This is a genomic window from Serratia surfactantfaciens, from assembly GCF_001642805.2.
In the GTDB taxonomy this organism is placed as follows: Bacteria; Pseudomonadota; Gammaproteobacteria; order Enterobacterales; family Enterobacteriaceae; genus Serratia; species Serratia surfactantfaciens.
Genome location: NZ_CP016948.1, coordinates 2,718,075 through 2,741,576 on the forward strand (window position 1 = coordinate 2,718,075; position 23,502 = coordinate 2,741,576).

Here is a 23,502-nt window from a genome sequence, read left to right on the forward strand (position 1 = left end):
CGAGGTCATTATGTCCGCGATTTATGATTGGTCCGTGCTCGCATTGCGCAATGTTTACGATCGTCGCATTCAGGGCCAACCGGTGCTCGACAGCGCCGCGCTGTTCCCCGATGCGGAACGTTTCACCGCCCAGTGGCGGCAGATCCGCGAAGAGGCGCTGACCGTCGCCCACGATCTGCACAATATCCCACGCTTTCACGAGATCATGATCCAACAGGAGTCTATCTCCGCCAACGACGCGCGCGACTGGCGCATGTTCATCATGAAGGCCTACGGCCAGCCGATCGCCCGCAACCTGGCGCGCTGCCCTGCGCTGGCGGCATTGATCGCCTCCTCGCCGGACGTGCTGTCCGCCTCGCTCTCCTTCCTGGCGCCCGGCAAGCAGGTGCCGCCCCACCGTGGCCCGTTCCGCGGCATTCTGCGCGGCTATCTGGTGCTGGACATGCCCAAGCGCGCCGACGGCGTACCGGCGGCGGTGCTGAAAGTGGACGGCCGCGAATACCGTCTGCATGAGGGGGAATTCATGCTGTGGGACGACACTTTCGAACACGAGGTGTGGAACGACAGCGCGCAGGTGCGCACCGTGCTGCTGCTGGATATCCGCCGTCGCGACATGCCCGGCGGGCTGCGGCTGCTCTCCAGCGCCATCATCGCGCTGGTGCGGCTGAACGTGCGCTGGATGCAGCGCCAGTTCTGAACTGCTCAGGCGATCAACCGCCGTGAGCGACCGGCCAATACCGCGCCAGCCACTGGCCGGCGGTGGTGGTGAGCAGGCCCTGACGCGCATTGAAGGTTGCCGCCTTGTCCCAGGCTACGCCGTCGGGCCGGGCGAAAGCCAGCCGGTATTTGGCGCCGACGTCATGCGGATGGTTCCGCACCGCCTCCTGCAGCCGTGCGGAGTCGAGCAGGGTTCTGTTGACCTCGACGCCCCAGTGCGCCTGCAGGAGATCGGCAAGCTCGCGGTAGGTCAACGTGTCGCCGGCGATATAAACCACCTGGTTACGAAACGCGGGCCGATGGAAAAAAATCTCGGCCGTCAGCCGGCCAATGTCTTCAGGGGTGGTCAGCGTCACCGCATAGCGCCAGTCGCCCAGCGCGCATACCGTTTTGCTTGCCGCGTCCACCACGCCAAAGCCGGGGTCAAACAGGTAGCTGGTGAAAATGCCCGTGGAAACAATCACCCACTCCGTCGCACGCTGCGCACGCAGCAGGTGGCGCACCTCGAGCTGTTCATCCCACACCTGCTGCCCGCTGCCTTTACCCACGACATCGTAATCTACGCCAAACTGCCACGGGAAATAGCGCGCCACGCCCGCCTGCAAGACGGCCTGGGTGATCTTTATCTGCGTGCCCGCCCCGCCGACAAAGCCGCTGCAGTTGATCACCGCGTCGAAGGAACGGAATAGCGCACTCAGCGCCTCCACGCCGTTTTGCTGCAGATCGCCTTCCACCACGGCGATGCCGAGCCGCGTCAGCTCATCCCGCCGCGCCCGATGCGGGCCGCTGACGGCGCGGGCGGCCTCCGGCCGGAGCAGCACGCTGATGGTGACATTCGCATGCCGCTGAGCGTGCCGGCTCATCGCACGCAATACCGGCAGCCCCAGTTCACCGGCGCCGAGTATGAGCACGGTATTGATAGATGGATTTGTGGATTTCATTCTTGCCTCCTGTCTTAACACTGCGTCATCCTGACAGCTGACAAAAACGGGTTCAATTAGGTACACCCGTGATACCGGAGAGGAATATGACGAGCGATCGCGCAGCGCTGCTGCAATTTTCGCAGGCGTTCTGTGAAGAACTGAGCAACGACGATGAAGGGTTGAAGCGTGAGATCCTCGCGCATGCGGGCAACCGTTGGTCGCTGGGGGTATTGCATATCCTGGGCACTCACGGGCCGCTGCGCCACGGCGAGATAAGCCGCCAGCTGGCGGGCGTGACGCAGAGAATGCTGACGCGGACGCTGCGCCATCTCGAGCGGGACGGGCTGATATCGCGCTGCGATTATCAGGAAAAGTTGCCCCGCGTGGTGTACGCCATCACCGAAGCGGGGGAAACGATGCTGCTCAACATGCTGCCGCTCTGGTCGTGGATTATCTCCTCCGCCGACGCTTTCAGGACGGCCCGCTCGCACTACGATGACCAACAGCGCAACGCCGTCGAGGAATGAACGCGGGCTTCCCTGCCCTTGGGAGGCACTCAGCCGCCGCCCAGATAGGCCTTTCTCACCTCAGGATCGTTCAACAGTTCCTGGCCGCTGCCGGTGAGGCGGATCTGGCCGTTGACCATCACATAGCCGCGATCGGACAGCTTCAGCGCGTGGTTGGCGTTCTGTTCCACCAGAAACAGCGTCATGCCGCTGCGGGTCAGCTCGCGCAGCACGCCGAAGATCTGCCGCACCACGATCGGCGCCAGCCCCAGGCTCGGCTCGTCCAACAGCAGCAGCTTCGGCCGGCTCATCAGCGCGCGGGCGATAGCCAGCATCTGCTGTTCGCCGCCCGACAGGGTCATCGCCCGCTGATTGCGCCGCTCCCTGAGGCGCGGAAACAGCTCGAACATGCGCTGTAAATCCTCCGCCAGATAGCGATTGCCGACGGTGATGGTGCCCATCAGCAGGTTCTCCTCCACGCTCATGTCCGGGAAGATGCGCCGCCCTTCCGGCGCCTGCGCGATGCCGCCGGCTGCCACGTAGTGCGTGGAGCGACGGCTGATGTCCTCACCGCCGAACAGGATCTGCCCGCCGGCGATGCGCGGCTGGCCGAAGATCGACATCAACAGCGTGGATTTGCCCGCGCCGTTGGCGCCGATCAGCGCCACCGTCTCGCCGGCGTTGACCTGCAGCGACACCTTGCGCAGCGCCTGGATCGGCCCGTAAAACACGTCCACTTCGCGAAATTCCAGCATCGCTTCGCTCATCCCGCCAGCTCCTCTTCGTCCGCGCCCAGGTAGGCGGCGATCACCGCGTCGTTGTGTTGGATCTCCTGCGGCGTGCCGCGGGCGATCACGTCGCCGTGATCGAGCACGATCACCCGATCGGAGATCTCCATCACCATGCCCATGTCATGCTCGATCAACAGCACCGTGATGCCGTGATGCTGGCGCAGAAAACGGATGATGCGGCTCAGCGTGGCCGTCTCCACCGGGTTCAGCCCGGCGGCCGGCTCGTCGAGGCAGATCATCTCCGGCGCGGTGCACATGGCGCGCGCGATCTCCAGCCGCCGCTGCTGGCCGTAGGACATCTCCCCCGCCAGCCGGTTGGCGCAGTCCACCAGATCCACCACCTCCAGCCAGTAGAAGGCGCGATCCAGCGCGGCGTTCTCCGCCCGACGATAGCCCGGTGTGTTCAGTACGCCGGCGAGCAGGTTGCGGTTGCTTTGCATGTGCTGCGCCACCAGCAGGTTCTCCACCACCGACATTTCACGAAACAGGCGGATGTTCTGGAAGGTGCGCGCCAGCCCGGCGCGGTTCACCAGGTGCGTGCCGCCGAACATCTTGTAGTAGAGACGCGAACCGAGCCGCTTCGGGCGTATCCAGTCGCCGGCGCGGAACTTCTGCCCCAGCACCTGGATCACGTCGGTCGGCCGCTTGTGGGTATTGAGCAGGATCGCGCCGCCGGTGGCGCGGTAGAAGCCGGTCAGGCAGTTGAACACCGTGGTCTTGCCGGCACCGTTGGGGCCGATCAGCGCGGTGATCGAGCCGCGCTCCACCTCCAGATTGACGTCGTTCAGCGCCTTGATGCCACCAAAGCGCATCATCAGGTGCTCCACCCGCAAAATGGCGTCGCTCATGGCGCCACCCCCTTGCGCTCAGCGAAGCTGGATCGGCTGATGCGCACCAGCCCGCGCGGCCGCCAGATCATCATCGCCACCATCAGCACGCCGAACAACAGCACCCGGTATTCGGCGAAGCTGCGCAGCAACTCCGGCGCCACCGTCAGCACGAAGGCCGCTAGCACCACGCCGAGGGTGGAACCCATGCCGCCCAGCACCACGATCGCCAGGATCAGCGCCGACTCGAAGAAGGTGAACGAAGTCGGGTTGACGAAGCCCTGATAAGTGGCGAAAAACACCCCCGCCAGCCCGGCGGTGGAGGCGCCCAGCATAAAGGCCGACAGCTTCACCAGCACGTGGTTCAGCCCGAGGGAGCGGCAGGCGATCTCATCCTCGCGCAGCGCCTCCCAGGCGCGGCCGATCGGCATGCGCGTCAGCCGATGCTTGATATACAGCACCAGCAGCACCACCAAAAACAGCACCGCGTAGATGAAAATGAACTTGAGATTGGGGTTGTAATCGATGCCGAGAAACTCGTGGATCGGCACCCCGCCCTCTTTGGCCCGCCGGCCGAACTCGAGGCCGAACACCGTCGGCGCCGGCACCGAGACGCCGTTCGGCCCGCCGGTGAGCGACATCCAGTTGTTCAGCACCAGCCGGATGATCTCGCCGAACCCCAGCGTAACGATCGCCAGGTAGTCACCGTGCATGCGCAGCACCGGGAAGCCCAGCAATGCGCCGGCCAGCGCCGCCATCAGCGCGCCCAGCGGCAGCATCGTCCAGAACCCCAGCCCGAGATACTGGTAGCCCAGCGCCAGCCCGTAGGCGCCGATGGCGTAAAACGCCACGTACCCCAGATCGAGCAGCCCCGCCAACCCGACCACGATGTTCAGCCCCAGGCCGAGCAGCACGTAGATCAGGCCGAGGATCGCCACCGTCAGCAGGTATTTGGTGGCGACAAACGGGAACAGCAACGCGATCGCCGCCATCAGCGGCAGGATCCAGCGCAGGTTGGATTTATAGCCGAGCGGCCGCACGTAGACGCCGTCGTTGCCGCCGTCGAAGCGCGCCAACACCTTACGCCCCGGCGCAGTTTGCAGGAACAGGCTCAGCAGCAGCCGCCCGGCCATCACCGCGACGATGATCCACACCAGCCGGTGCGGCTCGAAGTTGAAGCTGTAGCCGTTCAGCACGATGCCGACGATCGGCCCGAACACGATCAGAGCGATCAGCCCGGCCAAGACGGCGTCCAGCAGGCTGCGTTTAACGTCCAGCCCGCCGTTGATCACGGATTGCGACATGGCGTTCTCCTTAAACCTTGGCGACCAGCGGCCGGCCGAGCAGGCCCTGCGGCCGGAAGATCAGGATCGCCACCAGCAACCCGAAGGAGAACACGTCCTTATAATCCGAGTTCACCATGCCGGCAAACTGCGCCTCCGCCACCCCAAGCAGCAGCCCGCCCAGCATCGCGCCCGGCAGCGAACCGATGCCGCCCAGCACTGCGGCGGTAAAGGCCTTGATGCCGATGATAAAACCGACGTAAAAATCGAAGGTGCCGTAGTTCATGGTGATCAGCACGCCGGCCAGCCCGGCCATGGCGGCGCCGATCACGAACACCAGCGAGATCACCCGATCGGTATTGATGCCGAGGATCGAGGCCATTTTGCGATCCTGCTGGGTGGCGCGGCAGATGCGCCCCAGCCGGGTGCGCTGAATGATGTAGGTGAGGATCGCCATGCCGAGCAGCGACGCCACCAGAATAAACACCTTGGTGTAGGTAATCTGCAGCACGCCGCCGTCGAACTCCAGGCGGAACACGCCGCTCAGCAGCGTCGGGATTCCCTGTTGGCGCGGCCCCTGGCTAATCTGCGCGTAGTTTTGCAGGATTAACGACATGCCGATGGCGGAGATCAGCGGCGCCAGGCGGGTGGAGTTGCGCAGCGGCTTGTAGGCGATGCGCTCGATCACCCAGCCGTACACCCCGGTGATGACGATGGTGAACACCAGCGTGCCGAGGATCAGCAGCGGGAACGAGTGCAGCCCGAAGAACGACAGCAGCGCCAAACCGATGGCGCAGAGATAGGCGGAGATCATGTACACCTCGCCGTGGGCGAAGTTGATCATGCCGATGATGCCGTAAACCATGGTGTAGCCGATGGCGATCAGGCCATACACCGCACCGAGGGTCAGGCCGTTGATCAGCTGTTGCAGAAAGAATACATCCATAATGAGCAGTCTCGCCTGGTAAGGCCGCCAACGCAGTCCGATGCGGCCCAAAGGTCATCGCGGAACGGGCGCGCCACAGCGGCGGGCCCGTCTGTCATGGGGTCACAACTTCAGTATTGGGTTGTTCAAAGCTGGTGATATTTGCCCTTGTCATCCCACTGATAGACCACGTAGTCCGAAACCTTCAGGTCGCCCTTCTGGTCCCAGGCTTTCTTGCCCATCACGGTGTCCACGTCGTGCGATTTCAGCCATTCGGCGGCCTTGGCGCTGTCTTTGCCGCCGGTGGCGTTGAAGGCGGCGGCGATCGCCTGGATCGAGGCATAGGAATAGAGGGTGTAGCCTTCCGGCTCAAAGCCGCTGGCTCGGAACTTGGCGATCACCGCCTTGCCTTCCGGGATCAGGCGCGGATCGTTGCCGAAGGTCATCAGCACGCCGTTGGTGTACTGCGGCCCGCCGGCGGCGGTCACCAGCTCTTCGGTCACCACGCAGTCGCCGGAGAAGAACTTGGCGGTCACGCCCTGCTCGCGCATCTGGCGCACCAGCGGCCCGGCTTCCGGATGACAGCCGCCGAAGTAAACCACGTCCGGCTTGACCGAGGCGATCTTGGTCACCAGCGCGTTGAAGTCTTTTTCACCGCGCGACAGCCCCTCATACAGCACCTCTGTGACGCCGCGTTTGTTCATCGCCGCCTTGGCGGCGTCCGCCAGCCCCTGGCCGTAGGTATCTTTATCGTGGATCACCGCGATGCGTTTGGCCTTCAGCGTATCCAGCATGTAGTTGGTAGCGATCGCGCCCTGCTGATCGTCGCGCCCGCACATGCGGAACATGGTCTTCATGCCGCGCTCGGTGATCTGCGGGTTGGTGGAGCCGGGGGTGATGGCGATGATGCCGGCTTCGTCATACACCTCGGAGGCGGGCATGGTGGAAGAGGAGCAGAAATGGCCGACCACCGCCGAGACCTTGTCCTGATCCACCAGCCGGTTGGCGACCGCGACCGCCTGTTTCGGTTCGCAGGCGTCATCCCCCTGCACCAGCTTGATTTTTTCCCCTTTGATACCGCCGGCGGCGTTGATGTCCGCCGCCGCCTGCGAAGCGCCGCGCCAATACTGATCGCCATAGGTGGCGTTCGGCCCGGAGAACGGCCCGGCGACGCCGATGACGATATCGGCCTGCGCAGAAAAGGCCGTGCCTAAACAACCGATGAGCAAAGCAGCGAGCGGACTTTTTATCAATTTCGATGACATTGTTATCTTCCTCAGCACTGTTGTAGCGAAACGCCCTGGGGCGCGGATCAGTCACTTTATGTGTAGACGGGGAAAATAATTTTCTTGAGAGCGCAGTCGCATTCCCCAAAAATGGGTAAGCAAAAATCCAGCCATTGTGACGACGAATACATATTGTTTGCTTATTCATCCTACATATCAGTTGCAGCGCAGCGTGTGGCGGGGATAACCGAGAGTCTGGGCAGTGCGGCTAGCGTGAGAGGGAGAACGGCCTTGCACCATCGCCGTGCAAAGGCTTGTGCAATCGTTGTGGGCCACAAAATCACCGCACAGCGATGGAAAATGCCGAAAAACAGCGCAAGATGTTCATTCCGCCAGCAAACGCGCTTTTTTTGCAGTTTAGCGCTTTGACAAACCCCAGGTGCCCCGCTATTATTCGCCCCGTTCACACGATTCCTCTGTAGTTCAGTCGGTAGAACGGCGGACTGTTAATCCGTATGTCACTGGTTCGAGTCCAGTCAGAGGAGCCATATTTAGAGAAGCCCGCTTAAGGAAACTTAAGCGGGCTTTTTGCTTTTCGGGTTATAACTCGCTGCAAGAGAGGGTTCATTCATCCAGGAATGACCACCGGCTATCTGGATCGCTAACCGGTGTTTCAATAGGGTTTACGGTGCATGTCAGCACATCATCACCGACCCAGGGACAACATGACAATGGCGGTCTTCAGCTCGGGAACCAGCCTGGGGTATTTTGAATCGCTTGCCACAGTTTATGTGGGATCTGTAATTCATCCGGATCTTGCGACGCGTTGAGTTTGACGTTCATGCTTCCTTCATGACCTGATTGTACTCTCTCCACCCATTGGGGATTCATAACCATCGCGCGTCCCAAAGCGACCATGGACAATCCGGCATCCAGCGCTTGCCGTGCCACGTCCGACGACGTGATTTTTCCGGCGGCCAGTATCGGCAAACGGCCGTTATTCAGCTCAATGAACCTTGCCAGCGTACTCTTTTCATCCTCGTCATCCCGAGGGGTGTCCGTCAGTACATGGTGCAACGAGATGTGCAAATAATCGATAAGCGCCTCTTCCGTCAATTGGTTCGCCAACGCCAGAGAATCATCTATACGCAGTCCCTTTTCGCCGGATTCTTCCGGAGACAACCGATACCCCAATAAGAAAGGCTGTGTAGCATGGCGTTCGATAACTCGCCGAACTTCGCGCGCCACTTCCAAGGGGAAACGCATGCGATTCTCCAGAGAACCGCCCCATTCATCCGTGCGCTGATTGAAATACGGGGAGAAAAAGTTTTGGAGCAGGAAACCATGGGCGCCATGCAATTCTACGCCATCGAACCCCGCCTCAATCGCGCGGCGAGTGGCTTCGCCAAAATCGCGGATCACAGTCAGAATTTCGTCATGGCTTAACGCGCGGCCGGCTTTTTTGCCATCGTTAAACGGGCCTGCCGGTGCGGCTAGCGCACTGGCGCCAACGAGGTCGCCATCGGAGATCAAGGCCGGAACGGCTTTATTTCCCGCGTGAAAGAGTTGCAGGATCGCCGGCGCGCCGCCGCTTTTAGCGGCATCCGCCAGCCGTTTCAGGCTCGGGATAAAGCGATCGTCATAGGCCGCGAACTCATGAGTAAACCCGATGCCATTTCGCTGTACATGGGAACAGCCTGTCAGCACCAACCCAACACCGGTCGCGCGTGCCCGATAATAGGCTAACTCTGCATCTGAAATAGTTTCATCATCATTGGCTGACCAGGTGGTCATTGGGGCCATCACGATGCGATTGCGCATCTCAAGGCCGTTTTTAAATAAAAATGGCTGCATTAATGGATCTTTCATAATTCTCTCAGCATTTAACATTTTGATCTAAAACCAAAAACTATAAACAATCACTTCGCCAGCGGGGTTCCCAACCAGCGAGCATCGATAAATTGCAGCATCTGTTCCGGTGTGATTTGCTGCGTCATTCGCCCTCGCAGCACCGTGCGATGCTCGAAAGTGACGGCTCCCCGAACAAGCACCTGGGCTTTAAAACGCGCGATATGCTCGTCCGAGAAGTGGCTGTTGTGGGTATTAAACAGGATGACCCGTTTACCGCTGAAATCGCTGTTCTCGATAAAAGCCCAAATCGGCGGCGCCGGACTGTATAGCCAGATCGGCGAGCCTAACCAGAGAGTGTCAAACGGCGTCAAGTCAATCTTGGCCGGCGTTATCTGGGGCAACGCATCCTGCCGCTCTTTCAGCAGAGTGGCGTCTTTCAGCGCATACGCCAGCCCCGGCAAGCCAGGGGCATAGTTCGGCGCATCAAGCCTGAAGAGCTGTGCATCCAGGCGGTTAGCGATATGGCGAGCGGCCAGCGCCGTATTCCCTGAACGAGAAAAATAAACGACGGCGGTACGCGATGCGTTTTCTTCTGAATGCGTATGAGGCTGTATCTTGGCCAACTGGGCGGCTTGTCGATTTTCAATCAGCGTGACAGAGGCCAATACGCCCAAAATAGCCAGCAAAACGACCGTCAAACCGATGAGGGTTCCATACATAGGTAAGCGCCTTGATGCCATTAATCAAAATCGGTCGTCTTGCTGAGCGCCTCAAACTCCCACGTTTCTGCGATGCGGGACTGCAAGGTCGGCATGACGAAATCGAGAGCATCATTACCGATTAATAGCTGGCGCGGAGGCGTGTCCATTTCCACCAACCGGCAAATCACCTGCGCAAGTTTGGCAGGATCGCCCTGTTGCTGACCATCGGCGGATGCCAGTAGCTCGCGTGCGCTGCCAAAAGCGGCATAATCGGCAATGCTTCTTTCCCCGAACCGGGCAGAACTGTCATTGAGGAACTCGGTGCGGAAAAAGCCGGGCTCAACGGCGGTGACGGTAATTCCAAGAGGCGCGACCTCATCGGCCAACGCCAGGGTCATGCCTTCCACGGCAAACTTCGACGCGGAATAAAATGTGGCGTTCGCGACGGCTTTCACGCCGGCGATGGAAGAGGTGTTGATAATGCGCCCGCCCCGCTGGCGCCGCATCACCGGCAGCACCGCGCGCAATACATTGGCCATGCCGAAAACGTTGGTTGAAAATTGCTGCTCTATCTGTTCGGCTGTCGCTTCTTCAAAACGCCCCAACAGACAGAACCCGGCATTATTCACTAATACATCAATGCGGCCAAAACGGCTCACGGCCGCATCTGCAGCAGCCAGCGCCTGATGTTCATCACGAACATCAAGCTCCAGCAGCTCAATCTTTTCCGCTGCAACATCGCTGAATGTCCGGCGCAATTTTTCCCTATCCCGCCCCGTTGCGACCACACAGTCTCCCTGTTGCAACGCAGCCCTGACAATATGGGCGCCCATACCGCGCGCGGCGCCGGTGACAAACCAAATGCGATTCATATCTATTCACCTTAATCGGTTTAAAAACTCGTACTGCCTCATCGCAGTACGAGGTGTCGAGGCACTAAAGCGTCAATTGCAAACTAGGGCGTATCACGATGTCATCGAGTAATACGCCGGGCGGTTGAGCAAATGAATAGACCAATGCACGAGCCACGTCATCCGGCATGAGAGCCTGAATGGCATCACGACGTTCGCGCATCATGTCTGCAGAAACATTGTGTCCCCATTCCGTATGCACCGCCCCCGGATGAATCAATGACACGCGTATGCCTGCTTCAGCCAGCTCCTGCCGCAAGCCGTCACAGAACCCCCTGACGGCAAATTTGGTGGCGCAATACACGGCCCAGTTAGGCGCACTGCTTTTCCCCCCGACGCTGGATACCGTGGAGATCATTGCGCCGGGGCGATTTTTCATCAGAGGGATAGCTTCGTAGGAACAGTTCAACACGCCGTACATATTCGCGTTGATCTGCTCCTGCCAGCCCTCGGGTGAGCTCTCCTCGAACCGACCGAAAATCCCCATGCCCGCGTTGTTAAAAAGCAGATCCACACCGCCGAAGCGGCTCTTCACCCTATTAAAAAGTGACCGGACCTGAGCTAAATCAGCAACGTCAGCGTCAAAGGCGACGGCGGCTCCGCCCAGTTCGGCAGCCAGACTTTCGATTCGCTCTTTGCGTCTTGCTACCAGCACGACCGAAACGCCTTCCGCAACCAATCGGCGGGCGGCAGCTTCACCAATACCGCTTGAAGCCCCGGTGATAACAGCGACTTTGCCGCTGAGACTGTTCATCTCCATCGTCCTGCCTCTATAGATAAATTTTATGGCGGGTGTTTACATAAAATACGGCTTGTCACCGTCAGTGCCCGGCTGGTTGACGCCGATGTTCTCACCCAGATGTTTTTTCGGTTGCTCGATGATGTCGGCAATTAAAGCGGCGACGCTCTTGCGCGATACGATCGTTCCTTTGAACGGCGCATCGCGGGCGGTAAGCTCATAGTCAACCAGATCTTCGTCCGTTAACCAGGCCGGGCGCAGAATGGTGTAGTCCAGCCCGGAGGCTTCAATCGCGTCAGCCGCCCGACGAAATGGCTTGAGGGGCTCACCGATGATCGCGTTGTTCCATTCACCGAATTTTCCCGGGACCTCATCATAAATCCCCAGCGAAAGAACGAAGATCAGGCGCTTGACGTCGCTGGCCTGCATGGCGGCAATCACCGCCTCAGCCTGCACATCCAGATCCTCCCCCGTCAGGTTGGCATACACCAGATCCTGGCTCTGCATCGCTTGTTTCAATGCGGACGGGTTCAACACATCGCCGATAAGGATCCGGCCGTTGGCCGGGCGCGACCGGATTTTTTCCGGCCGGCGAGCGAACAACGTTTGCACAAGCGACTGTTCATCCGCCAATCGGTCGATAACATGACGGGCGATTTGGCCGCCGGCGCCAAGGATCAATACATTTTTCATGGTGTTCTCCATCGGTTATTCACCCAGGTGCGCGGCTAAAAACGGCAGCACCTTGTCCATCGCTGCACGAACGGCTTCCGGCTTGTCATACAGCTCGTAATGTGAAAAGTCCGCTAACGAGACCAGCTCGCGATGCGCCGAAGCCGTTGCGCGCCCATAGACTTCCATGCCATCACGATAGGCGCCAAAGGCACCGACTTTCTCGCCCACCACCACCATCACCGGCTGAGTCAGCAGCACCTCGGCAAAGGCGAAGGCATCCCAGGCCAGCGTTTTTTGCGCATGCGAGAACAACATGCGTGTCGCGCCACCCGGCTGTTGGCCGCGCGCGGTCTTGTAATAGTCTGTCGCTTCGAAAACGTCGCGTTCGGTGAGCCCATGGGCCGTTGCCTCTTGAGGACTGGCGGGCAGCAGTTCATTGACCTGAAGCTCTCCGCCCCGCGCTTCCCGGGTGCGCTGCGCAGCCATCGCGTTCAGCGCGCCCAGCGGATCGTAGCCGCTGAAGCCTTCGCGGAAGAGTCGCCCAATATTAACGCCGGTGATGCTCACCACGGCTTTGATGCGTTTCTCTGTCAGCGTGGCATTGACGGCATAACCGCCGCCGCCGCAAATGCCCAGCACGCCGATACGCTCCGCATCGACATACGGCAAGGTGACGGCATAGTCGATGACGCGGCTGATGTCTTCCACCCGCTGGGTCGGATCTTCTATCCAGCGCGGCGCCCCGCCCGACTCCCCCTGAAAACTGGCGTCATAGGCGATAACGACGTACCCCTGTTCCGCCAACGCCTTACCGTAAACATTGCCGGAGGTTTGTTCCTTGCAGCTGCCGAAAGGATGGACGCTGACCACCGTCGGGTAGCGCTTGGATTCATCGAACCTTGGCGGCAGCTGAATGTTGGCGGCGATGTGCCAGGCCATATCGGCGTTTTGGATGCGAACATTTTTCATTACAGTGTCTCTTCAAAGAACGGCGCCAGGACGGAAACGGCTTCGGCGACATAGGCTTTGCCGTCATACAATTCCATATGATTCGCACCTTCGACGATGTGGTAACGCTTGTCGCTGCTCGCGGCGCGATCGTATAAATCGTCACTCATCCATTTACTGCCCGCCACGCTGCCCGCCACGATCTGCATCGGCTGGGTCAGATACACTTCAGCCATATGGTAGGCGTCGTAGGTAATGATCTGGTTGAGGCTGCGCAGCGTCGCATAGCCGGGCGCCGTCGGATATTGCGCGCGCGGGGTATGGTAATACTCCCAGGCCTGGCGCAGCTCTTCGTTCGGCGCATCGGATTCTTTCATCGGTGCCAGCGGCATGGTGGCATGTTCACCGCTGCTGATATCGCCGGTACGGGCGTTGGAACCCGCCTCAACATACGGCAGCGCATCAATGGACTTCACATTGTTTTCCCACCCGTTGCGGAACATCGAGCCGATATTGACGGCGCTGACGGTGCCGATCGCCTTGATGCGGCGATCCTGGATCGCAGCGTTGGCGGTATAGCCCGCGCCGGCGCAAATTCCCATCGCGCCTATGCGCTCGTTGTCGACATAAGGCAGCGTGGTCAGGTAATCAATCACCGCGCTGACGTCTTCGGTGCGGATATAAGGGTTTTCCAACTGACGGGGTTCGCCGTCGCTTTCCCCCTGATAAGAGGCATCGTAAGCCACGGTCACAAATCCCTGCTCCGCCAGTTTTGCGGCATAGGTGCCGGCGGTTTGCTCTTTCACGCCGCCCCCCGGGTGAGAAACGACGATGGCCGCATACTGACGGCCCGCGTCGAACGCCGGTGGCAAGTAGAGCACTGCGGAAAGATCGATGGTTGGGTTATTGCTATTAGTGAAGCTGATTTTCTGGTTCATCATCCGGTTCCTCATCAGGGTGGTCGGTTAACTACATCGTTTCTGATTCTCACTATAGACATTGAACATTAAGATGATTAGACCCAAAATAATGATTGGACCTATCACTTAAATGATTAATCAGCCGAGCGGAAAACAGAGATGAAACGTGATGAGATAGCCGATTTGGTGGCATTTGTGGTGGTCGCCGAGGAGCGCAGCTTCACCCGGGCCGCAGCCCGCCTGGGCATGGCGCAGTCGGCGTTAAGCCAGATCGTCCGCCGCATCGAAGAACGGCTGGGGTTTCGTCTGCTGACGCGCACCACGCGCAGCGTAGTGCCCACCGAGGCCGGGGAGCAGCTTTTGTCGACCCTTGGCCCCATGCTGCAAGACCTGGATTCCGTCATGACGTCACTGGGCGAGCTGCGCAACCGCCCTTCCGGCACCATACGCATCACCACGGTGGAGCATGCGGCAAAAACCCTGTTGCTGCCCGCCATGCGCACGCTGCTGAAATCTCACCCAGAAATAAACGTGCAGCTCCTGATCGATTATGGTCTTAGCGATGTGGTCGCCGAGCGTTTCGATGCCGGCGTCCGTCTGGGGGGAGAGATGGATAAGGATATGATTGCCGTACGGATTGGGCCTGATATTCCGATGGCGATCGTTGGCGCGCCGGATTATCTTGCCCGGCGAGGCACCCCGACTTCGGTGGCGCAGCTGGTCGATCATCAGGCGATTAACCTCTATCTTCCCACCTCTGGCACCGCCAACCGCTGGCGGCTCATGCGCGGCGGACGTGAAGTTCGGGTTCGCATGGAAGGCCAACTGTTGTTAAACACCATCGACCTGATCCTGGACGCCGCTCTCGACGGGCACGGCCTGGCCTACCTACCTTGCGATCAGGTGCAGAGCGCCCTTGACGAGAAAAAACTCGTTCGCGTGCTGGACAAGTTCACCCCGGACCTGCCGGGGTATCATCTTTACTACCCGCACCGCAAGCACCCAGGATCGGCCTTTTCTTTGCTTATCGATGTGCTTAGGTTTAACGACGCGCAGAAGCCCAAATAGCGTACTGCCGCCAGCTGACAACGGCGCTTACAGCACAAATTCGTAGTGCGAACCGTCCGGCAGTTCGACATCCAGGCGCAGTTTGCCGCCTGCCGCCTCAACATAGCGTTTGAGCGAGGAAAGCTTCAGATCGCGGCCCGGCTTTTCCATCACGGCGACGGTCGGTTGCCTGATGCCCAGCGCCTGCGCCATTTCAACCTGGGTTTTCTGCACCTTCTCGCGCAGCTCGGCAAGATGGATGTTCAGCATAATCTCCGTCGCCATTGCCTGCGCTTCGGCCACGACCTCGGGCTTTTCATCCGCAATAAGCTGTTCCAACGTTCTGCCCATCGCGTCACTCCTTCTCTTTTAGTGTATTCAGCCAATTCGTGAATTCCCGATCGGCAATCTGCAGCATTCGATCGTAAAAACGTTTTTCATTGCCCGCTTTATTGCCCGCGCAAAGCACCATGCCGACACGGTACGGATCGAAGGCGAAGAATGCCCGCAACGGTTCGCCACGGCTCTGAATACGCAGCTCTTTCATGTTGCAGTAACACGAGCCTTTAACCGTATCGGCATAGGGCCTGGACAAGCCGGGCCCTTTTTCCCGCAGAACCATCAATGCGGCAAGCACTGCGGCTCGCTCGGCATCGTTGAGAGAGCTAAACCAGTTATCAAACACATCCGTTGTTTTAATTTCCCACACGGGGCCTCCCTGCAATATAGGTCAATTGCTATATAGATGTAAAGCTATAGCAGAGAGGTGCGGGGATGATATGAAGCAACATAAACCTTTGCTGTAATGTGGAACGTACGTTCGGGCATTGATGCAAATGCCGTGTAGGTATTCACCTTTTTACGCGCTGTGCCGAACAATCGGCACGGGGCAGTTCCCCGCCCCGCCATTAACCCTGTCACAAAAGCGCATAACGTTCTCGGCGCCCGGTACCACGGTGGCGCACGGCATGCGGCTGCACGCCGCGTGACACCGGTTTAACGCCTGGGTGAGCCTCGCCCTTATCGCCCCAGCAGCACCGTTGCCCAAACAACGATGGTCATCAGCACCGCCACCAATTGCGCCGCGCCGCCCAGATCTTTGGCGCGTTTGGATAACGGATGCAGCGCCAGTGAAATACGGTCGACCACGGTCTCAATCGCCGTATTAAGCAGCTCGACCACCAACAGCAGGAAACTGCAGGCGATTAATAACAGCCGTTCCATTTTTGTAATATCTAAAGTAAATGTAACAACCAGTAAAATGGCGTTAATAACCAATAATTGACGGAATGCATCCTCGGTCAACATGGCATCAATAAAGCCGGCCCATGAATTCCTTATGCTGTAGGTTAATCGGTTTATTCCTTTTTTCTTTTTCACAGGCATCTATTCTGCTCTCATCCACATCACGGCGACCAGGCGAAAATAAGTCACACGCCGTGAATTTGTCCGTGGTTTATTAGTTAAAGACTTTAATCTATCCCCTCTGGGGATCATCCACTCACTCAGGTTTTACTGTCCACGACTGGAACCGCACCGCACGAAAAGCACCCTGACGCGGCAATTATCCTGGGGACGTTAAAAGACGATTCGCGATCAATCGGTTAAAGTGTTTTTTCGTACAATCGGTAGCGCTTATAAGGCACCGCGCCGATGCGTTCTAAAATCGTCCGCATGCCGGTATTGGTTTCCAGGATCCACGACATTTCCAGCGCGTCGATATTGCGCTTGGCGAAGGGCTCGCGCAGCGCCTCAATCAGCAGCAGCGCAATAATCGGCCCGATGCGGCTGAATTGATATTCCTGACGCACGCCCATCAATGGCACCCGTGCCGTGCGCACGCCGCTGACTTTCAGGCGCCACAGCAGTTTGGCCCAGCCGAAAGGCAATAACCGCCCCTGCAGATCGGCAATGGCCTCGTTAATGTTCGGCAGCCCGACGATAAAGGCGCAGGGCGCGCCGTCCACCTCGGCGATATGGATCATATCGTCGGGCACCAGGAACTTCAGCTGATCCCCCATGGTGGCGAACTCGTGTTCGGTGAACGGGACAAATCCCCAGTTATGCTGCCATCCGGAATTGAACACCTCCCGCAACACCTGCATCTCTTCCCGAAAGCGCTTACGGTTGAGGCGACGAACGGTCACCTTTTTGCGCACCTGGTCCATCATCCGGCTGAGCGACGGCGAGAAATGCAGGTCGGTTCTTTTCATCCAATAGGCAAGCAGATCAATCCCTTCGCTGTAACCCTGCTGCGCTATCTGGGTCGCATAGTAGGGTTTGGCATGCGTCATCATGGCCGACGGCGGGGTGTCAAATCCCTCGACCAACAGGCCGCTCTCCTGATTGATGTTGAGGCTGAACGGCCCGGTGATCTTGCGCGCGCCCTTCGATCTCAGCCACTCTTCCGCCGCCGAAAATAGCGCGCTGAAAACGGCGGGATCGTCAACGGCGTCAATCATGCCGAAGTGACCGGTATCTTCCCCATGCAGCTCGCGATGCAGGGAGTCAATTTGTGCGGTAATGCGCCCGACGACCTTCCCCTGTTTTTTGGCCACCCACGCCTGCCATTCGATATGGTCGGTGCCGGGATTTTTCTTTGACAGGTGTTCTTCACGCTCTAAATACAGCGGCTCAATCCAGTTCGGATCATCGCGAAACAGTAACGAGGGGAAAGCAATAAACTCTTTAAGTTCGGGTTTATCCAGAACTTTCTCAATACGGATCATAAATAGCCTTAGGTTTTAATAAAATAATCAAATATGAGCGCGACAACGCCTTTAGCATTTTTTATGCTGTTCTCTTTTATTGAATTGTGTCTTGCCTCCGGCTAAACGATAAGAAAAACCGAATATTACCCCCGGTGAATCAGCGCATTAATTGCCCGTTACTCACCCGTAAACACTGTTGATGGTGCAAAAAAAGGAAAGCCCAAAGCGGCGCAGGCATGCTACGCTATTGGTGCTCTTTTATTATTTAGTGCTGTCTCGGCAAAAGAATCCTGCCCGTTTTTAGTGTGCCGACTTTAATCATGAGGGGCACCGTCATTTTTACCACTTAATGCTGTTTTTAAGATTCAGGTTAAATCAGGCATTCACTTTTTGATTTCTTGCGGCATACTGTTTAGGAAGTGTTTAAGTTCTAAGATAGCCATGCATGAGGTCATAACCTATGAGGCGACAGTTATTCCCTGCCCGACAGACACAAACTAAAGAACGGCAAAGCCAGGATATCACAATATCTCCCCGTATATCCCCAACGCGCCGCTCAAGGCTGATGACGCAAGTTGCTCACGGGTTACCGGGTTAATAACTGACGCGCTACTCAAGCTCGGCAATATACGCTGTTCGCGGAATGAAGATGGTTGAATAACAAACTTATTCAAATCCTATTCATAGTAAAATATCAATTACCTCGCCAAGAGTGATGTATTTCTTTTGGTGATTTTTAATCTATGGCTAAGTTTGTCTATGTCTGAAACAAGTTCTGTTCATTCTCTTCCTATGCGCTATGCGGACTTCCCCACTTTAGTGGACGCGTTGGATTACGCGGCGCTCGGTAATACGGGAATGAATTTTTACGACCGTCGCAATCAACTCGTGACCGTTCTCGAATATCGCACGCTGCAGCAAAAAGCGATCTCGGGCGCGCGGCGTTTATTGTCGCTGAAACTCAAGAAAGGCGATCGCGTGGCGCTTATCGCCGAAACCAGCGCGGGATTCGTCGAAGCCTTTTTCGCCTGCCAATATGCCGGCCTGGTGGCGGTGCCGCTGGCGATCCCCATGGGTGTCGGCCAGCGTGATTCCTACACCGCCAAACTGAAAGGGCTGATCGCCAGCTGTAATCCTGCGGCGATCATCAGCAGCGAAGAGTGGACGCCGCTGATCGCCTCCGCCACGGAACGCGCGCCGTCGCTGCACATTCTCAGCGACGCGGACTTCAACGCGCTGCCAGAGCCGGCGATCGCGCTGCCGGCGCCCTCACCCGACGATATCGCCTATCTCCAATACACCTCGGGCAGCACGCGTTTTCCGCGCGGCGTGATCATCACCCAGCGGGCGGCGATGGCGAACCTGAACGCGATCAGCCGCGACGGCATCAAGCTGCGCGCCGGCGACCGCTGCGTCTCCTGGCTGCCCTTCTATCACGATATGGGCCTGGTCGGTTTCCTGCTGACCCCGGTAGCGACCCAGCTGTCCGTCGACTACCTGCGCACGCAAGATTTCGCCATGCGCCCGATGCAGTGGCTGAAACTGATCGCCAAGAACCGCGGCACGGTGTCCGTCGCCCCGCCGTTCGGCTACGATCTGTGCCTGCGCCGCAGCAACGCCAAAGAGCTGGCCGATCTGGATCTCTCCAGCTGGCGGGTCGCCGGCGTCGGCGCCGAACCTATTCCGGCCGAGCTGCTCAGCCAATTTGGCGAACACTTCAGCAGCATCAACTTCGACAGCAAAGCCTTCATGCCTTGTTACGGCCTGGCGGAGAACACGCTGGCGGTCAGCTTTTCCGATCCTTGCTCCGGCCCGCAAACCAACGCGGTCGACCGCGATATTTTGGAGTACCAGGGTAAAGCGGTCGCGCCCGGCAAGAAGACCCGCGCCGTTTCGACCTTCGTCAACTGCGGCCGGGCGCTGCCCGGGCATCGCATCGAGATCCGCAGCGAAACCGGGCAACCGCTGCCGGAACGCCAGGTCGGCCATATCACGATTTCCGGTCCCAGCCTGATGAACGGTTACTTCTGCGACGATGAGTCCCAGCAGCAAATTCAGGTGACCGGTTGGATGGATACCGGCGATCTGGGCTACCTGCTGGACGGCTATCTGTACGTCACCGGCCGCAAGAAGGATTTGATCATCATTCGCGGCCGCAATATCTGGCCGCAGGATATCGAGTACGTCGCGGAATCCGAACCGGAAATCCGCTCCGGCGATGCGATTGCCTTCGTGACCGAAGAACACGACGAAGCGGCCAGAATTATTTTGCAGATCCAGTGCCGGGTCAGCTCGGAAGAACGTCGGGAACAAATCGTCCATTCGCTGAGCGCGCGCATTCAAAGCGAATTCGGCATCGCGGTGGACATTGAGCTGCTGCCGCCGCACAGCATTCCCCGCACGTCGTCGGGCAAACCCGCCCGCGCCGAAGCCAAAAAACGCTGGCTGAGCGCCTCGCTATATCCGCAACTGCCGCAGCTGGCCGGTTTCGCGCAATGAGCGGCACCGTCGCGGTGACGGGCGCGACCGGCTTTATCGGCCGGCATATCGTCCAGGAACTGCTGGCGCAAGGGTTTAGCGTGCGCGCCCTGACGCGGCAAGCCGGAAAAGCCACCGCCGACAACCTGCAGTGGATCCCCGGCGCGCTGGAAGATCGGCCCTCGCTCACCGAACTGGTGCGCGGTGCGGAGTGCGTGGTGCACTGCGCCGGCCAGGTGCGTGGGCATGCGGAAGCGGTGTTCACCCGCTGCAACGTGACCGGCAGCCTGAACCTGATGCAGGCGGCCAGGCAGAACGGCCGCTGCAATCGCTTCCTGTTCATGTCGTCGCTGGCGGCCCGCCATCCGGCGCTGTCCTGGTACGCCCATTCAAAACAGGCCGCCGAACAGCAACTCATCGCCGCCAGCGGCGATATCGCGCTGGGAATTTTCCGCCCGACGGCGGTTTACGGCCCGGGCGATAAAGAGCTGAAACCGCTGTTCAACGGCCTGCTGCGCGGCGTGCTGCCCCGGCTGGGCGCGCCTGACGCCAAACTCTCTTTTCTGCACGTGAGCGATTTGGCGCAGGCGGTCACCCAATGGTTATTGGCGCAGCCCGCGCAGCCGAATATTTACGAACTGTGCGACGGCGTGGCCGAAGGCTATAACTGGCTGCGCCTGCGGGACATCGGCGCTGCGGTGCGCCAGGGCCCGGTGCGCCTGGTGGGCATTCCGCTGCCGCTGCTGAAAGCCATGGCGGATATCGGCGGATTGTGGAACCGCCTGATTAAACGGGAGCCGATGCTGACGCGCAGCAAAATACGCGAATTAACCCATCGCGACTGGTCCGCCAGCAATCATGCGCTGTCGCAGCAGATTAATTGGTTTCCACAGGTGAGTTTGGAGCGCGCGCTGCGTGAAGGGCTGTTTTAATTATTCCAATTAGAGGTGTGTCAACGTTCTTATGCTAAATCGCGATGCTGTAATGGATTATATCCTGACGTGTTTGCAAGGTATCGTCGAAGGCGGAGTCGAAATAAAGCCTGATAGCGATCTCGTCAATGATCTTGGCCTGGAATCCATCAGGGTATTGGATCTGCTGATGATGCTGGAAGATGAATTAGATATCTCCATCCCGATCAATATATTGCTTGATGTCAGAACGCCAGAGCAACTGCTTGACGCGCTGCGCCCTTATCTGGAGAAAAGCCATGGGACTGTATGATAAATTTTCGCGGCTCGCGGGCGAGCGTGAACAATTTCAAACGTCCGGCCTGAACCCGTTCGGCACCTGCATCGACGAAGTCTATTCCGCCACCCAGGGGCGCATCGGCGATCAAAAGATTGTCCTCGCCGGCACCAATAACTACCTCGGCCTGACGTTCGACGCGCAGGCGATCGCCGCCGGCCAGGCGGCCCTGGCCGCGCTCGGCACCGGCACTACCGGCTCGCGCATGGCGAACGGCAGCTACGGATCGCACCTGACGCTGGAGCGGGAATTGGCGGAATTCTTCGATCGCCCCAGCGCCATCGTGTTCTCCACCGGCTATACCGCCAACCTCGGCGTCATCAGCACGCTGGCGGGGCCGGGATCCGTGGTGTTGATCGATGCGGACAGCCACGCGAGCATTTACGACGCCTGCGCCCTCGGCGGCGCGGAGATCATTCGCTTCCGCCACAATGACGCCGCCGATCTGGAGCGCCGCATGCTGCGCCTGGGCGAGCGCGCCCGCGAGGCGATCATCATCGTCGAAGGCATCTACAGCATGCTGGGCGACGTCGCCCCGCTGGTGGAAATCGTCGATATCAAGCGGCGGCTGGGCGGCTATCTGCTGGTGGACGAAGCGCACTCCTTCGGCGTGATGGGCGAGCATGGCCGCGGCCTGGCCGAAGCGCTGGGCGTCGAGCAAGACGTGGATATCATCCTGGGCACCTTCAGCAAAAGCCTGGCTTCGATCGGCGGATTCGCCGTCGGCGGCAAGGGGATGGACGTGCTGCGCTACAGCAGCCGGCCGTATATCTTTACCGCTTCGCCGTCGCCTTCCAGCATCGCCTCGGTGCGCACGGCGCTGCAAAAAATCGCGCGCCATCCCGAGCTGCGGGAGAAACTGTGGAGCAACGCGCACCGCCTGTACCACGGCCTCGCCGAACTGGGGTATACCCTGGGGCCGCGCATCAGCCCGGTGGTGCCGGTGATGATCGGGTCGAAGGAAGACGGCCTGCGTTTCTGGCGCGAGCTGATCGCCCACGGCGTGTATGTGAATCTGGTGCTGCCGCCGGCCGCGCCGGCGGGCGTCACCCTGCTGCGCTGCAGCGTCAATGCCGCGCACAGCGATGAAGAGATCGATGCCATCGTGCGCGCCTTTGCCGCGCTGAAAAAATAAAGCCTTTCCCTGTCGGCCGCGGCGGCGGTGCCGGAAACGTCATCGCCGCCCTGCCGAACCGATGCGCACCTCAGTGCGCAGCCGTTGACACTCCATCAGCCGAATAGCGATATCCCTGCGCCACCATAAATTCCGCGATGGCCTGTTCCGCCGCCGAAAGCACCTCTTCGATCGGCCGATCGGCGTCGAGATCCACGATATCGGCGCCTTCGAACGTCAATAACGGCGTGACGGCGATCTTCTTCTCCAGCGCCGCTTTGCGATGATCGGGCTTGCGCGCGCAGGCCACGTCCAGACTGACATTCAGCTTGAGGACCAGATCCGGTTTTTGCCCCGCCATCCATTGGAACGCCGCCCGCTCGCGCGCCGCCAGCCAACGGACAAAACGGCTGCCTTCCACATCGACGGGAAATACCGTGCCGTCATACGCGCCGGGGATCTGCGCCTGTGGAAAACGGTCGGTCAACACGATGAATCCCTGCCGGCGAAACGCCAGCATGCGGCGAAACCGCAGCAGCCGCCGCCCCACGAAAGCGATGATCACCGCAGACGGCAACAGACCGATGCGGGATTTCTTCGTTTTGACTTTTTTGGTATTGCTCTCGATAGCCTTGCCCACCGAGCGCCCCAGCAGCGGCAATTTCGCCGCCGCGCGCCCGACGTTGCCCGCCTGTTTGCCCAGATGCACCTGCACCGCCGGACCATAATGTTTCACATACTCGATCAAATGTTCGCAAACGGTGGACTTACCCGAACCGTCGCTGCCAATAACCGCAATCAACGGCGGAAATTTTACACTCATAATCAAACTCTCTTTCAATACGCCGGAAACGGCGCGCCTTATTTGAAGCGAAATATCACTCACGGCCGTGGCGGCAGCGCGCAAGAAACCTTCTTCACGCGGCGCCAAACAGCACAAAAGATTAAGCGAAAATAAAAA

General features: G+C 59.0%; 25 protein-coding genes and 1 tRNA gene. 8 read left to right on the forward strand and 18 right to left on the reverse strand.

Annotated elements, in window-relative coordinates:
- Positions 1 to 10: 10 nt before the first annotated feature.
- Positions 11 to 697: an aspartyl/asparaginyl beta-hydroxylase domain-containing protein gene (locus ATE40_RS12790; RefSeq protein WP_019452443.1), complete on the forward strand. Its 687-nt coding sequence runs from the start codon at positions 11 to 13 to the stop codon at positions 695 to 697.
- A gap of 13 nt (positions 698 to 710) precedes the next feature.
- On the opposite strand, the gene ATE40_RS12795 is transcribed toward ATE40_RS12790, so the two are convergent.
- Positions 711 to 1,658, reverse strand: a complete 948-nt coding sequence (locus ATE40_RS12795; RefSeq protein ID WP_063919650.1) for an aromatic alcohol reductase — start codon at positions 1,656 to 1,658, stop codon at positions 711 to 713.
- A gap of 86 nt (positions 1,659 to 1,744) precedes the next feature.
- Here ATE40_RS12795 and ATE40_RS12800 point away from each other — a divergent pair, with 86 nt between their 5' ends.
- Positions 1,745 to 2,167 (forward strand): winged helix-turn-helix transcriptional regulator, encoded by a 423-nt coding sequence (locus ATE40_RS12800; RefSeq protein WP_063919651.1) that lies wholly within the window; start codon positions 1,745 to 1,747, stop codon positions 2,165 to 2,167.
- Positions 2,168 to 2,196: 29 nt separating this feature from the next.
- Here ATE40_RS12800 and ATE40_RS12805 read toward each other — a convergent pair whose 3' ends face one another.
- The 5 genes from ATE40_RS12805 to ATE40_RS12825 form a co-directional block, all read right to left on the reverse strand.
- Positions 2,197 to 2,913: an ABC transporter ATP-binding protein gene (locus ATE40_RS12805; RefSeq protein ID WP_019452439.1), complete on the reverse strand. Its 717-nt coding sequence runs from the start codon at positions 2,911 to 2,913 to the stop codon at positions 2,197 to 2,199.
- The gene (locus tag ATE40_RS12810; protein WP_063919652.1) at positions 2,910 to 3,785 is read right to left on the reverse strand and encodes an ABC transporter ATP-binding protein; all 876 of its coding nucleotides are present in this window, start codon (positions 3,783 to 3,785) and stop codon (positions 2,910 to 2,912) included. The genes ATE40_RS12805 and ATE40_RS12810 overlap by 4 nt, the downstream gene beginning before the upstream one ends.
- Complete coding sequence (gene livM / locus ATE40_RS12815) at positions 3,782 to 5,068, reverse strand: high-affinity branched-chain amino acid ABC transporter permease LivM (RefSeq protein WP_063919653.1); 1,287 nt, start codon at positions 5,066 to 5,068, stop codon at positions 3,782 to 3,784. The genes ATE40_RS12810 and livM overlap by 4 nt, the downstream gene beginning before the upstream one ends.
- A gap of 10 nt (positions 5,069 to 5,078) precedes the next feature.
- A complete protein-coding gene (locus ATE40_RS12820) occupies positions 5,079 to 5,993 on the reverse strand; it encodes an ABC transporter permease subunit (protein ID WP_019452436.1) in 915 nt (304 codons plus the stop codon).
- 125 nt (positions 5,994 to 6,118) lie between these two features.
- Complete coding sequence (locus ATE40_RS12825) at positions 6,119 to 7,237, reverse strand: branched-chain amino acid ABC transporter substrate-binding protein (RefSeq protein WP_019452435.1); 1,119 nt, start codon at positions 7,235 to 7,237, stop codon at positions 6,119 to 6,121.
- Between the two features lie 433 nt (positions 7,238 to 7,670).
- Between ATE40_RS12825 and ATE40_RS12830 the strand changes: the two genes are divergently transcribed.
- Positions 7,671 to 7,746, forward strand: a tRNA-Asn gene (locus ATE40_RS12830).
- A 193-nt stretch (positions 7,747 to 7,939) separates the two neighbouring features.
- Here ATE40_RS12830 and ATE40_RS12835 read toward each other — a convergent pair.
- From ATE40_RS12835 to ATE40_RS12865, 7 genes are all read right to left on the reverse strand, one after another.
- On the reverse strand, positions 7,940 to 9,067 hold the full coding sequence (locus tag ATE40_RS12835; protein ID WP_063919696.1) for an NADH-dependent flavin oxidoreductase: 1,128 nt from the start codon (positions 9,065 to 9,067) through the stop codon (positions 7,940 to 7,942).
- Positions 9,068 to 9,117: 50 nt separating this feature from the next.
- Positions 9,118 to 9,768: a flavodoxin family protein gene (locus tag ATE40_RS12840; protein WP_063919697.1), complete on the reverse strand. Its 651-nt coding sequence runs from the start codon at positions 9,766 to 9,768 to the stop codon at positions 9,118 to 9,120.
- A 20-nt stretch (positions 9,769 to 9,788) separates the two neighbouring features.
- Positions 9,789 to 10,622: an SDR family NAD(P)-dependent oxidoreductase gene (locus ATE40_RS12845; RefSeq protein ID WP_019453560.1), complete on the reverse strand. Its 834-nt coding sequence runs from the start codon at positions 10,620 to 10,622 to the stop codon at positions 9,789 to 9,791.
- 64 nt (positions 10,623 to 10,686) lie between these two features.
- Positions 10,687 to 11,415 carry an SDR family oxidoreductase gene (locus ATE40_RS12850; protein WP_232094168.1) on the reverse strand — a complete coding sequence of 243 codons (729 nt, stop codon included), beginning with the start codon at positions 11,413 to 11,415 and terminating at the stop codon, positions 10,687 to 10,689.
- Between the two features lie 42 nt (positions 11,416 to 11,457).
- Complete coding sequence (locus tag ATE40_RS12855; protein WP_063919699.1) at positions 11,458 to 12,093, reverse strand: SDR family oxidoreductase; 636 nt, start codon at positions 12,091 to 12,093, stop codon at positions 11,458 to 11,460.
- 15 nt (positions 12,094 to 12,108) lie between these two features.
- The gene (locus ATE40_RS12860; protein ID WP_063919700.1) at positions 12,109 to 13,044 is read right to left on the reverse strand and encodes an alpha/beta hydrolase; all 936 of its coding nucleotides are present in this window, start codon (positions 13,042 to 13,044) and stop codon (positions 12,109 to 12,111) included.
- Entirely contained in the window at positions 13,044 to 13,964 is a 921-nt protein-coding gene (locus tag ATE40_RS12865) for an alpha/beta hydrolase (protein ID WP_063919701.1), read from the reverse strand. The genes ATE40_RS12860 and ATE40_RS12865 overlap by 1 nt, the downstream gene beginning before the upstream one ends.
- 138 nt (positions 13,965 to 14,102) lie before the next feature.
- On the opposite strand from ATE40_RS12865, the gene ATE40_RS12870 reads away from it, so the two are divergent.
- Complete coding sequence (locus tag ATE40_RS12870; protein ID WP_019453564.1) at positions 14,103 to 15,011, forward strand: LysR family transcriptional regulator; 909 nt, start codon at positions 14,103 to 14,105, stop codon at positions 15,009 to 15,011.
- 27 nt (positions 15,012 to 15,038) lie between these two features.
- On the opposite strand, the gene ATE40_RS12875 is transcribed toward ATE40_RS12870, so the two are convergent.
- The 4 genes from ATE40_RS12875 to ATE40_RS12890 all read right to left on the reverse strand — a co-directional run bounded on the left by ATE40_RS12875 (position 15,039) and on the right by ATE40_RS12890 (position 17,719).
- A complete protein-coding gene (locus ATE40_RS12875) occupies positions 15,039 to 15,341 on the reverse strand; it encodes a helix-turn-helix domain-containing protein (protein ID WP_063919702.1) in 303 nt (100 codons plus the stop codon).
- Between the two features lie 4 nt (positions 15,342 to 15,345).
- Complete coding sequence (locus ATE40_RS12880; protein ID WP_063919703.1) at positions 15,346 to 15,699, reverse strand: type II toxin-antitoxin system RelE/ParE family toxin; 354 nt, start codon at positions 15,697 to 15,699, stop codon at positions 15,346 to 15,348.
- Between the two features lie 311 nt (positions 15,700 to 16,010).
- Entirely contained in the window at positions 16,011 to 16,376 is a 366-nt protein-coding gene (locus ATE40_RS12885; protein WP_063919704.1) for a diacylglycerol kinase, read from the reverse strand.
- Between the two features lie 218 nt (positions 16,377 to 16,594).
- Entirely contained in the window at positions 16,595 to 17,719 is a 1,125-nt protein-coding gene (locus tag ATE40_RS12890; RefSeq protein ID WP_063919705.1) for a GNAT family N-acetyltransferase, read from the reverse strand.
- Positions 17,720 to 18,460: 741 nt separating this feature from the next.
- Here ATE40_RS12890 and ATE40_RS12895 point away from each other — a divergent pair.
- Genes ATE40_RS12895 through spt form a run of 4 tightly spaced genes read left to right on the forward strand, consistent with a single transcriptional unit; the run spans position 18,461 to position 22,562 of the window.
- Entirely contained in the window at positions 18,461 to 20,200 is a 1,740-nt protein-coding gene (locus ATE40_RS12895; RefSeq protein WP_071892015.1) for a fatty acyl-AMP ligase, read from the forward strand.
- Positions 20,197 to 21,111, forward strand: a complete 915-nt coding sequence (locus ATE40_RS12900) for an NAD-dependent epimerase/dehydratase family protein (protein WP_063919707.1) — start codon at positions 20,197 to 20,199, stop codon at positions 21,109 to 21,111. Before ATE40_RS12895 ends, ATE40_RS12900 begins: the two co-directional genes overlap by 4 nt.
- Before the next feature lie 31 nt (positions 21,112 to 21,142).
- Positions 21,143 to 21,403 carry an acyl carrier protein gene (locus ATE40_RS12905; RefSeq protein WP_019453571.1) on the forward strand — a complete coding sequence of 87 codons (261 nt, stop codon included), beginning with the start codon at positions 21,143 to 21,145 and terminating at the stop codon, positions 21,401 to 21,403.
- Positions 21,390 to 22,562 (forward strand): serine palmitoyltransferase, encoded by a 1,173-nt coding sequence (spt, locus tag ATE40_RS12910; protein WP_063919708.1) that lies wholly within the window; start codon positions 21,390 to 21,392, stop codon positions 22,560 to 22,562. Before ATE40_RS12905 ends, spt begins: the two co-directional genes overlap by 14 nt.
- A 70-nt stretch (positions 22,563 to 22,632) precedes the next feature.
- Here the strand turns inward: spt and ATE40_RS12915 are convergent, their stop codons facing one another.
- Positions 22,633 to 23,364, reverse strand: coding sequence for a nucleoside/nucleotide kinase family protein (locus tag ATE40_RS12915; protein ID WP_063919709.1), 732 nt, complete (start codon positions 23,362 to 23,364; stop codon positions 22,633 to 22,635).
- Positions 23,365 to 23,502 lie beyond the last annotated feature (138 nt).

Coding starts and splice junctions, on each gene's coding strand:
- ATE40_RS12855 (WP_063919699.1), bottom strand. CDS start 12,093: ATGAAAAATGTATTGATCCTTGGCGCCGGCGGCCAAATCGCCCGTCAT.
- ATE40_RS12790 (WP_019452443.1), top strand. CDS start 11: ATGTCCGCGATTTATGATTGGTCCGTGCTCGCATTGCGCAATGTTTAC.
- ATE40_RS12840 (WP_063919697.1), bottom strand. CDS start 9,768: ATGTATGGAACCCTCATCGGTTTGACGGTCGTTTTGCTGGCTATTTTG.
- ATE40_RS12835 (WP_063919696.1), bottom strand. CDS start 9,067: ATGAAAGATCCATTAATGCAGCCATTTTTATTTAAAAACGGCCTTGAG.
- ATE40_RS12875 (WP_063919702.1), bottom strand. CDS start 15,341: ATGGGCAGAACGTTGGAACAGCTTATTGCGGATGAAAAGCCCGAGGTC.
- ATE40_RS12850 (WP_232094168.1), bottom strand. CDS start 11,415: ATGAACAGTCTCAGCGGCAAAGTCGCTGTTATCACCGGGGCTTCAAGC.
- ATE40_RS12905 (WP_019453571.1), top strand. CDS start 21,143: ATGCTAAATCGCGATGCTGTAATGGATTATATCCTGACGTGTTTGCAA.
- ATE40_RS12805 (WP_019452439.1), bottom strand. CDS start 2,913: ATGAGCGAAGCGATGCTGGAATTTCGCGAAGTGGACGTGTTTTACGGG.
- spt (WP_063919708.1), top strand. CDS start 21,390: ATGGGACTGTATGATAAATTTTCGCGGCTCGCGGGCGAGCGTGAACAA.
- ATE40_RS12900 (WP_063919707.1), top strand. CDS start 20,197: ATGAGCGGCACCGTCGCGGTGACGGGCGCGACCGGCTTTATCGGCCGG.
- ATE40_RS12860 (WP_063919700.1), bottom strand. CDS start 13,044: ATGAAAAATGTTCGCATCCAAAACGCCGATATGGCCTGGCACATCGCC.
- livM (WP_063919653.1), bottom strand. CDS start 5,068: ATGTCGCAATCCGTGATCAACGGCGGGCTGGACGTTAAACGCAGCCTG.
- ATE40_RS12825 (WP_019452435.1), bottom strand. CDS start 7,237: ATGTCATCGAAATTGATAAAAAGTCCGCTCGCTGCTTTGCTCATCGGT.
- ATE40_RS12845 (WP_019453560.1), bottom strand. CDS start 10,622: ATGAATCGCATTTGGTTTGTCACCGGCGCCGCGCGCGGTATGGGCGCC.
- ATE40_RS12915 (WP_063919709.1), bottom strand. CDS start 23,364: ATGAGTGTAAAATTTCCGCCGTTGATTGCGGTTATTGGCAGCGACGGT.
- ATE40_RS12890 (WP_063919705.1), bottom strand. CDS start 17,719: ATGATCCGTATTGAGAAAGTTCTGGATAAACCCGAACTTAAAGAGTTT.
- ATE40_RS12820 (WP_019452436.1), bottom strand. CDS start 5,993: ATGGATGTATTCTTTCTGCAACAGCTGATCAACGGCCTGACCCTCGGT.
- ATE40_RS12795 (WP_063919650.1), bottom strand. CDS start 1,658: ATGAAATCCACAAATCCATCTATCAATACCGTGCTCATACTCGGCGCC.
- ATE40_RS12865 (WP_063919701.1), bottom strand. CDS start 13,964: ATGATGAACCAGAAAATCAGCTTCACTAATAGCAATAACCCAACCATC.
- ATE40_RS12870 (WP_019453564.1), top strand. CDS start 14,103: ATGAAACGTGATGAGATAGCCGATTTGGTGGCATTTGTGGTGGTCGCC.
- ATE40_RS12895 (WP_071892015.1), top strand. CDS start 18,461: ATGTCTGAAACAAGTTCTGTTCATTCTCTTCCTATGCGCTATGCGGAC.
- ATE40_RS12810 (WP_063919652.1), bottom strand. CDS start 3,785: ATGAGCGACGCCATTTTGCGGGTGGAGCACCTGATGATGCGCTTTGGT.
- ATE40_RS12800 (WP_063919651.1), top strand. CDS start 1,745: ATGACGAGCGATCGCGCAGCGCTGCTGCAATTTTCGCAGGCGTTCTGT.
- ATE40_RS12885 (WP_063919704.1), bottom strand. CDS start 16,376: ATGCCTGTGAAAAAGAAAAAAGGAATAAACCGATTAACCTACAGCATA.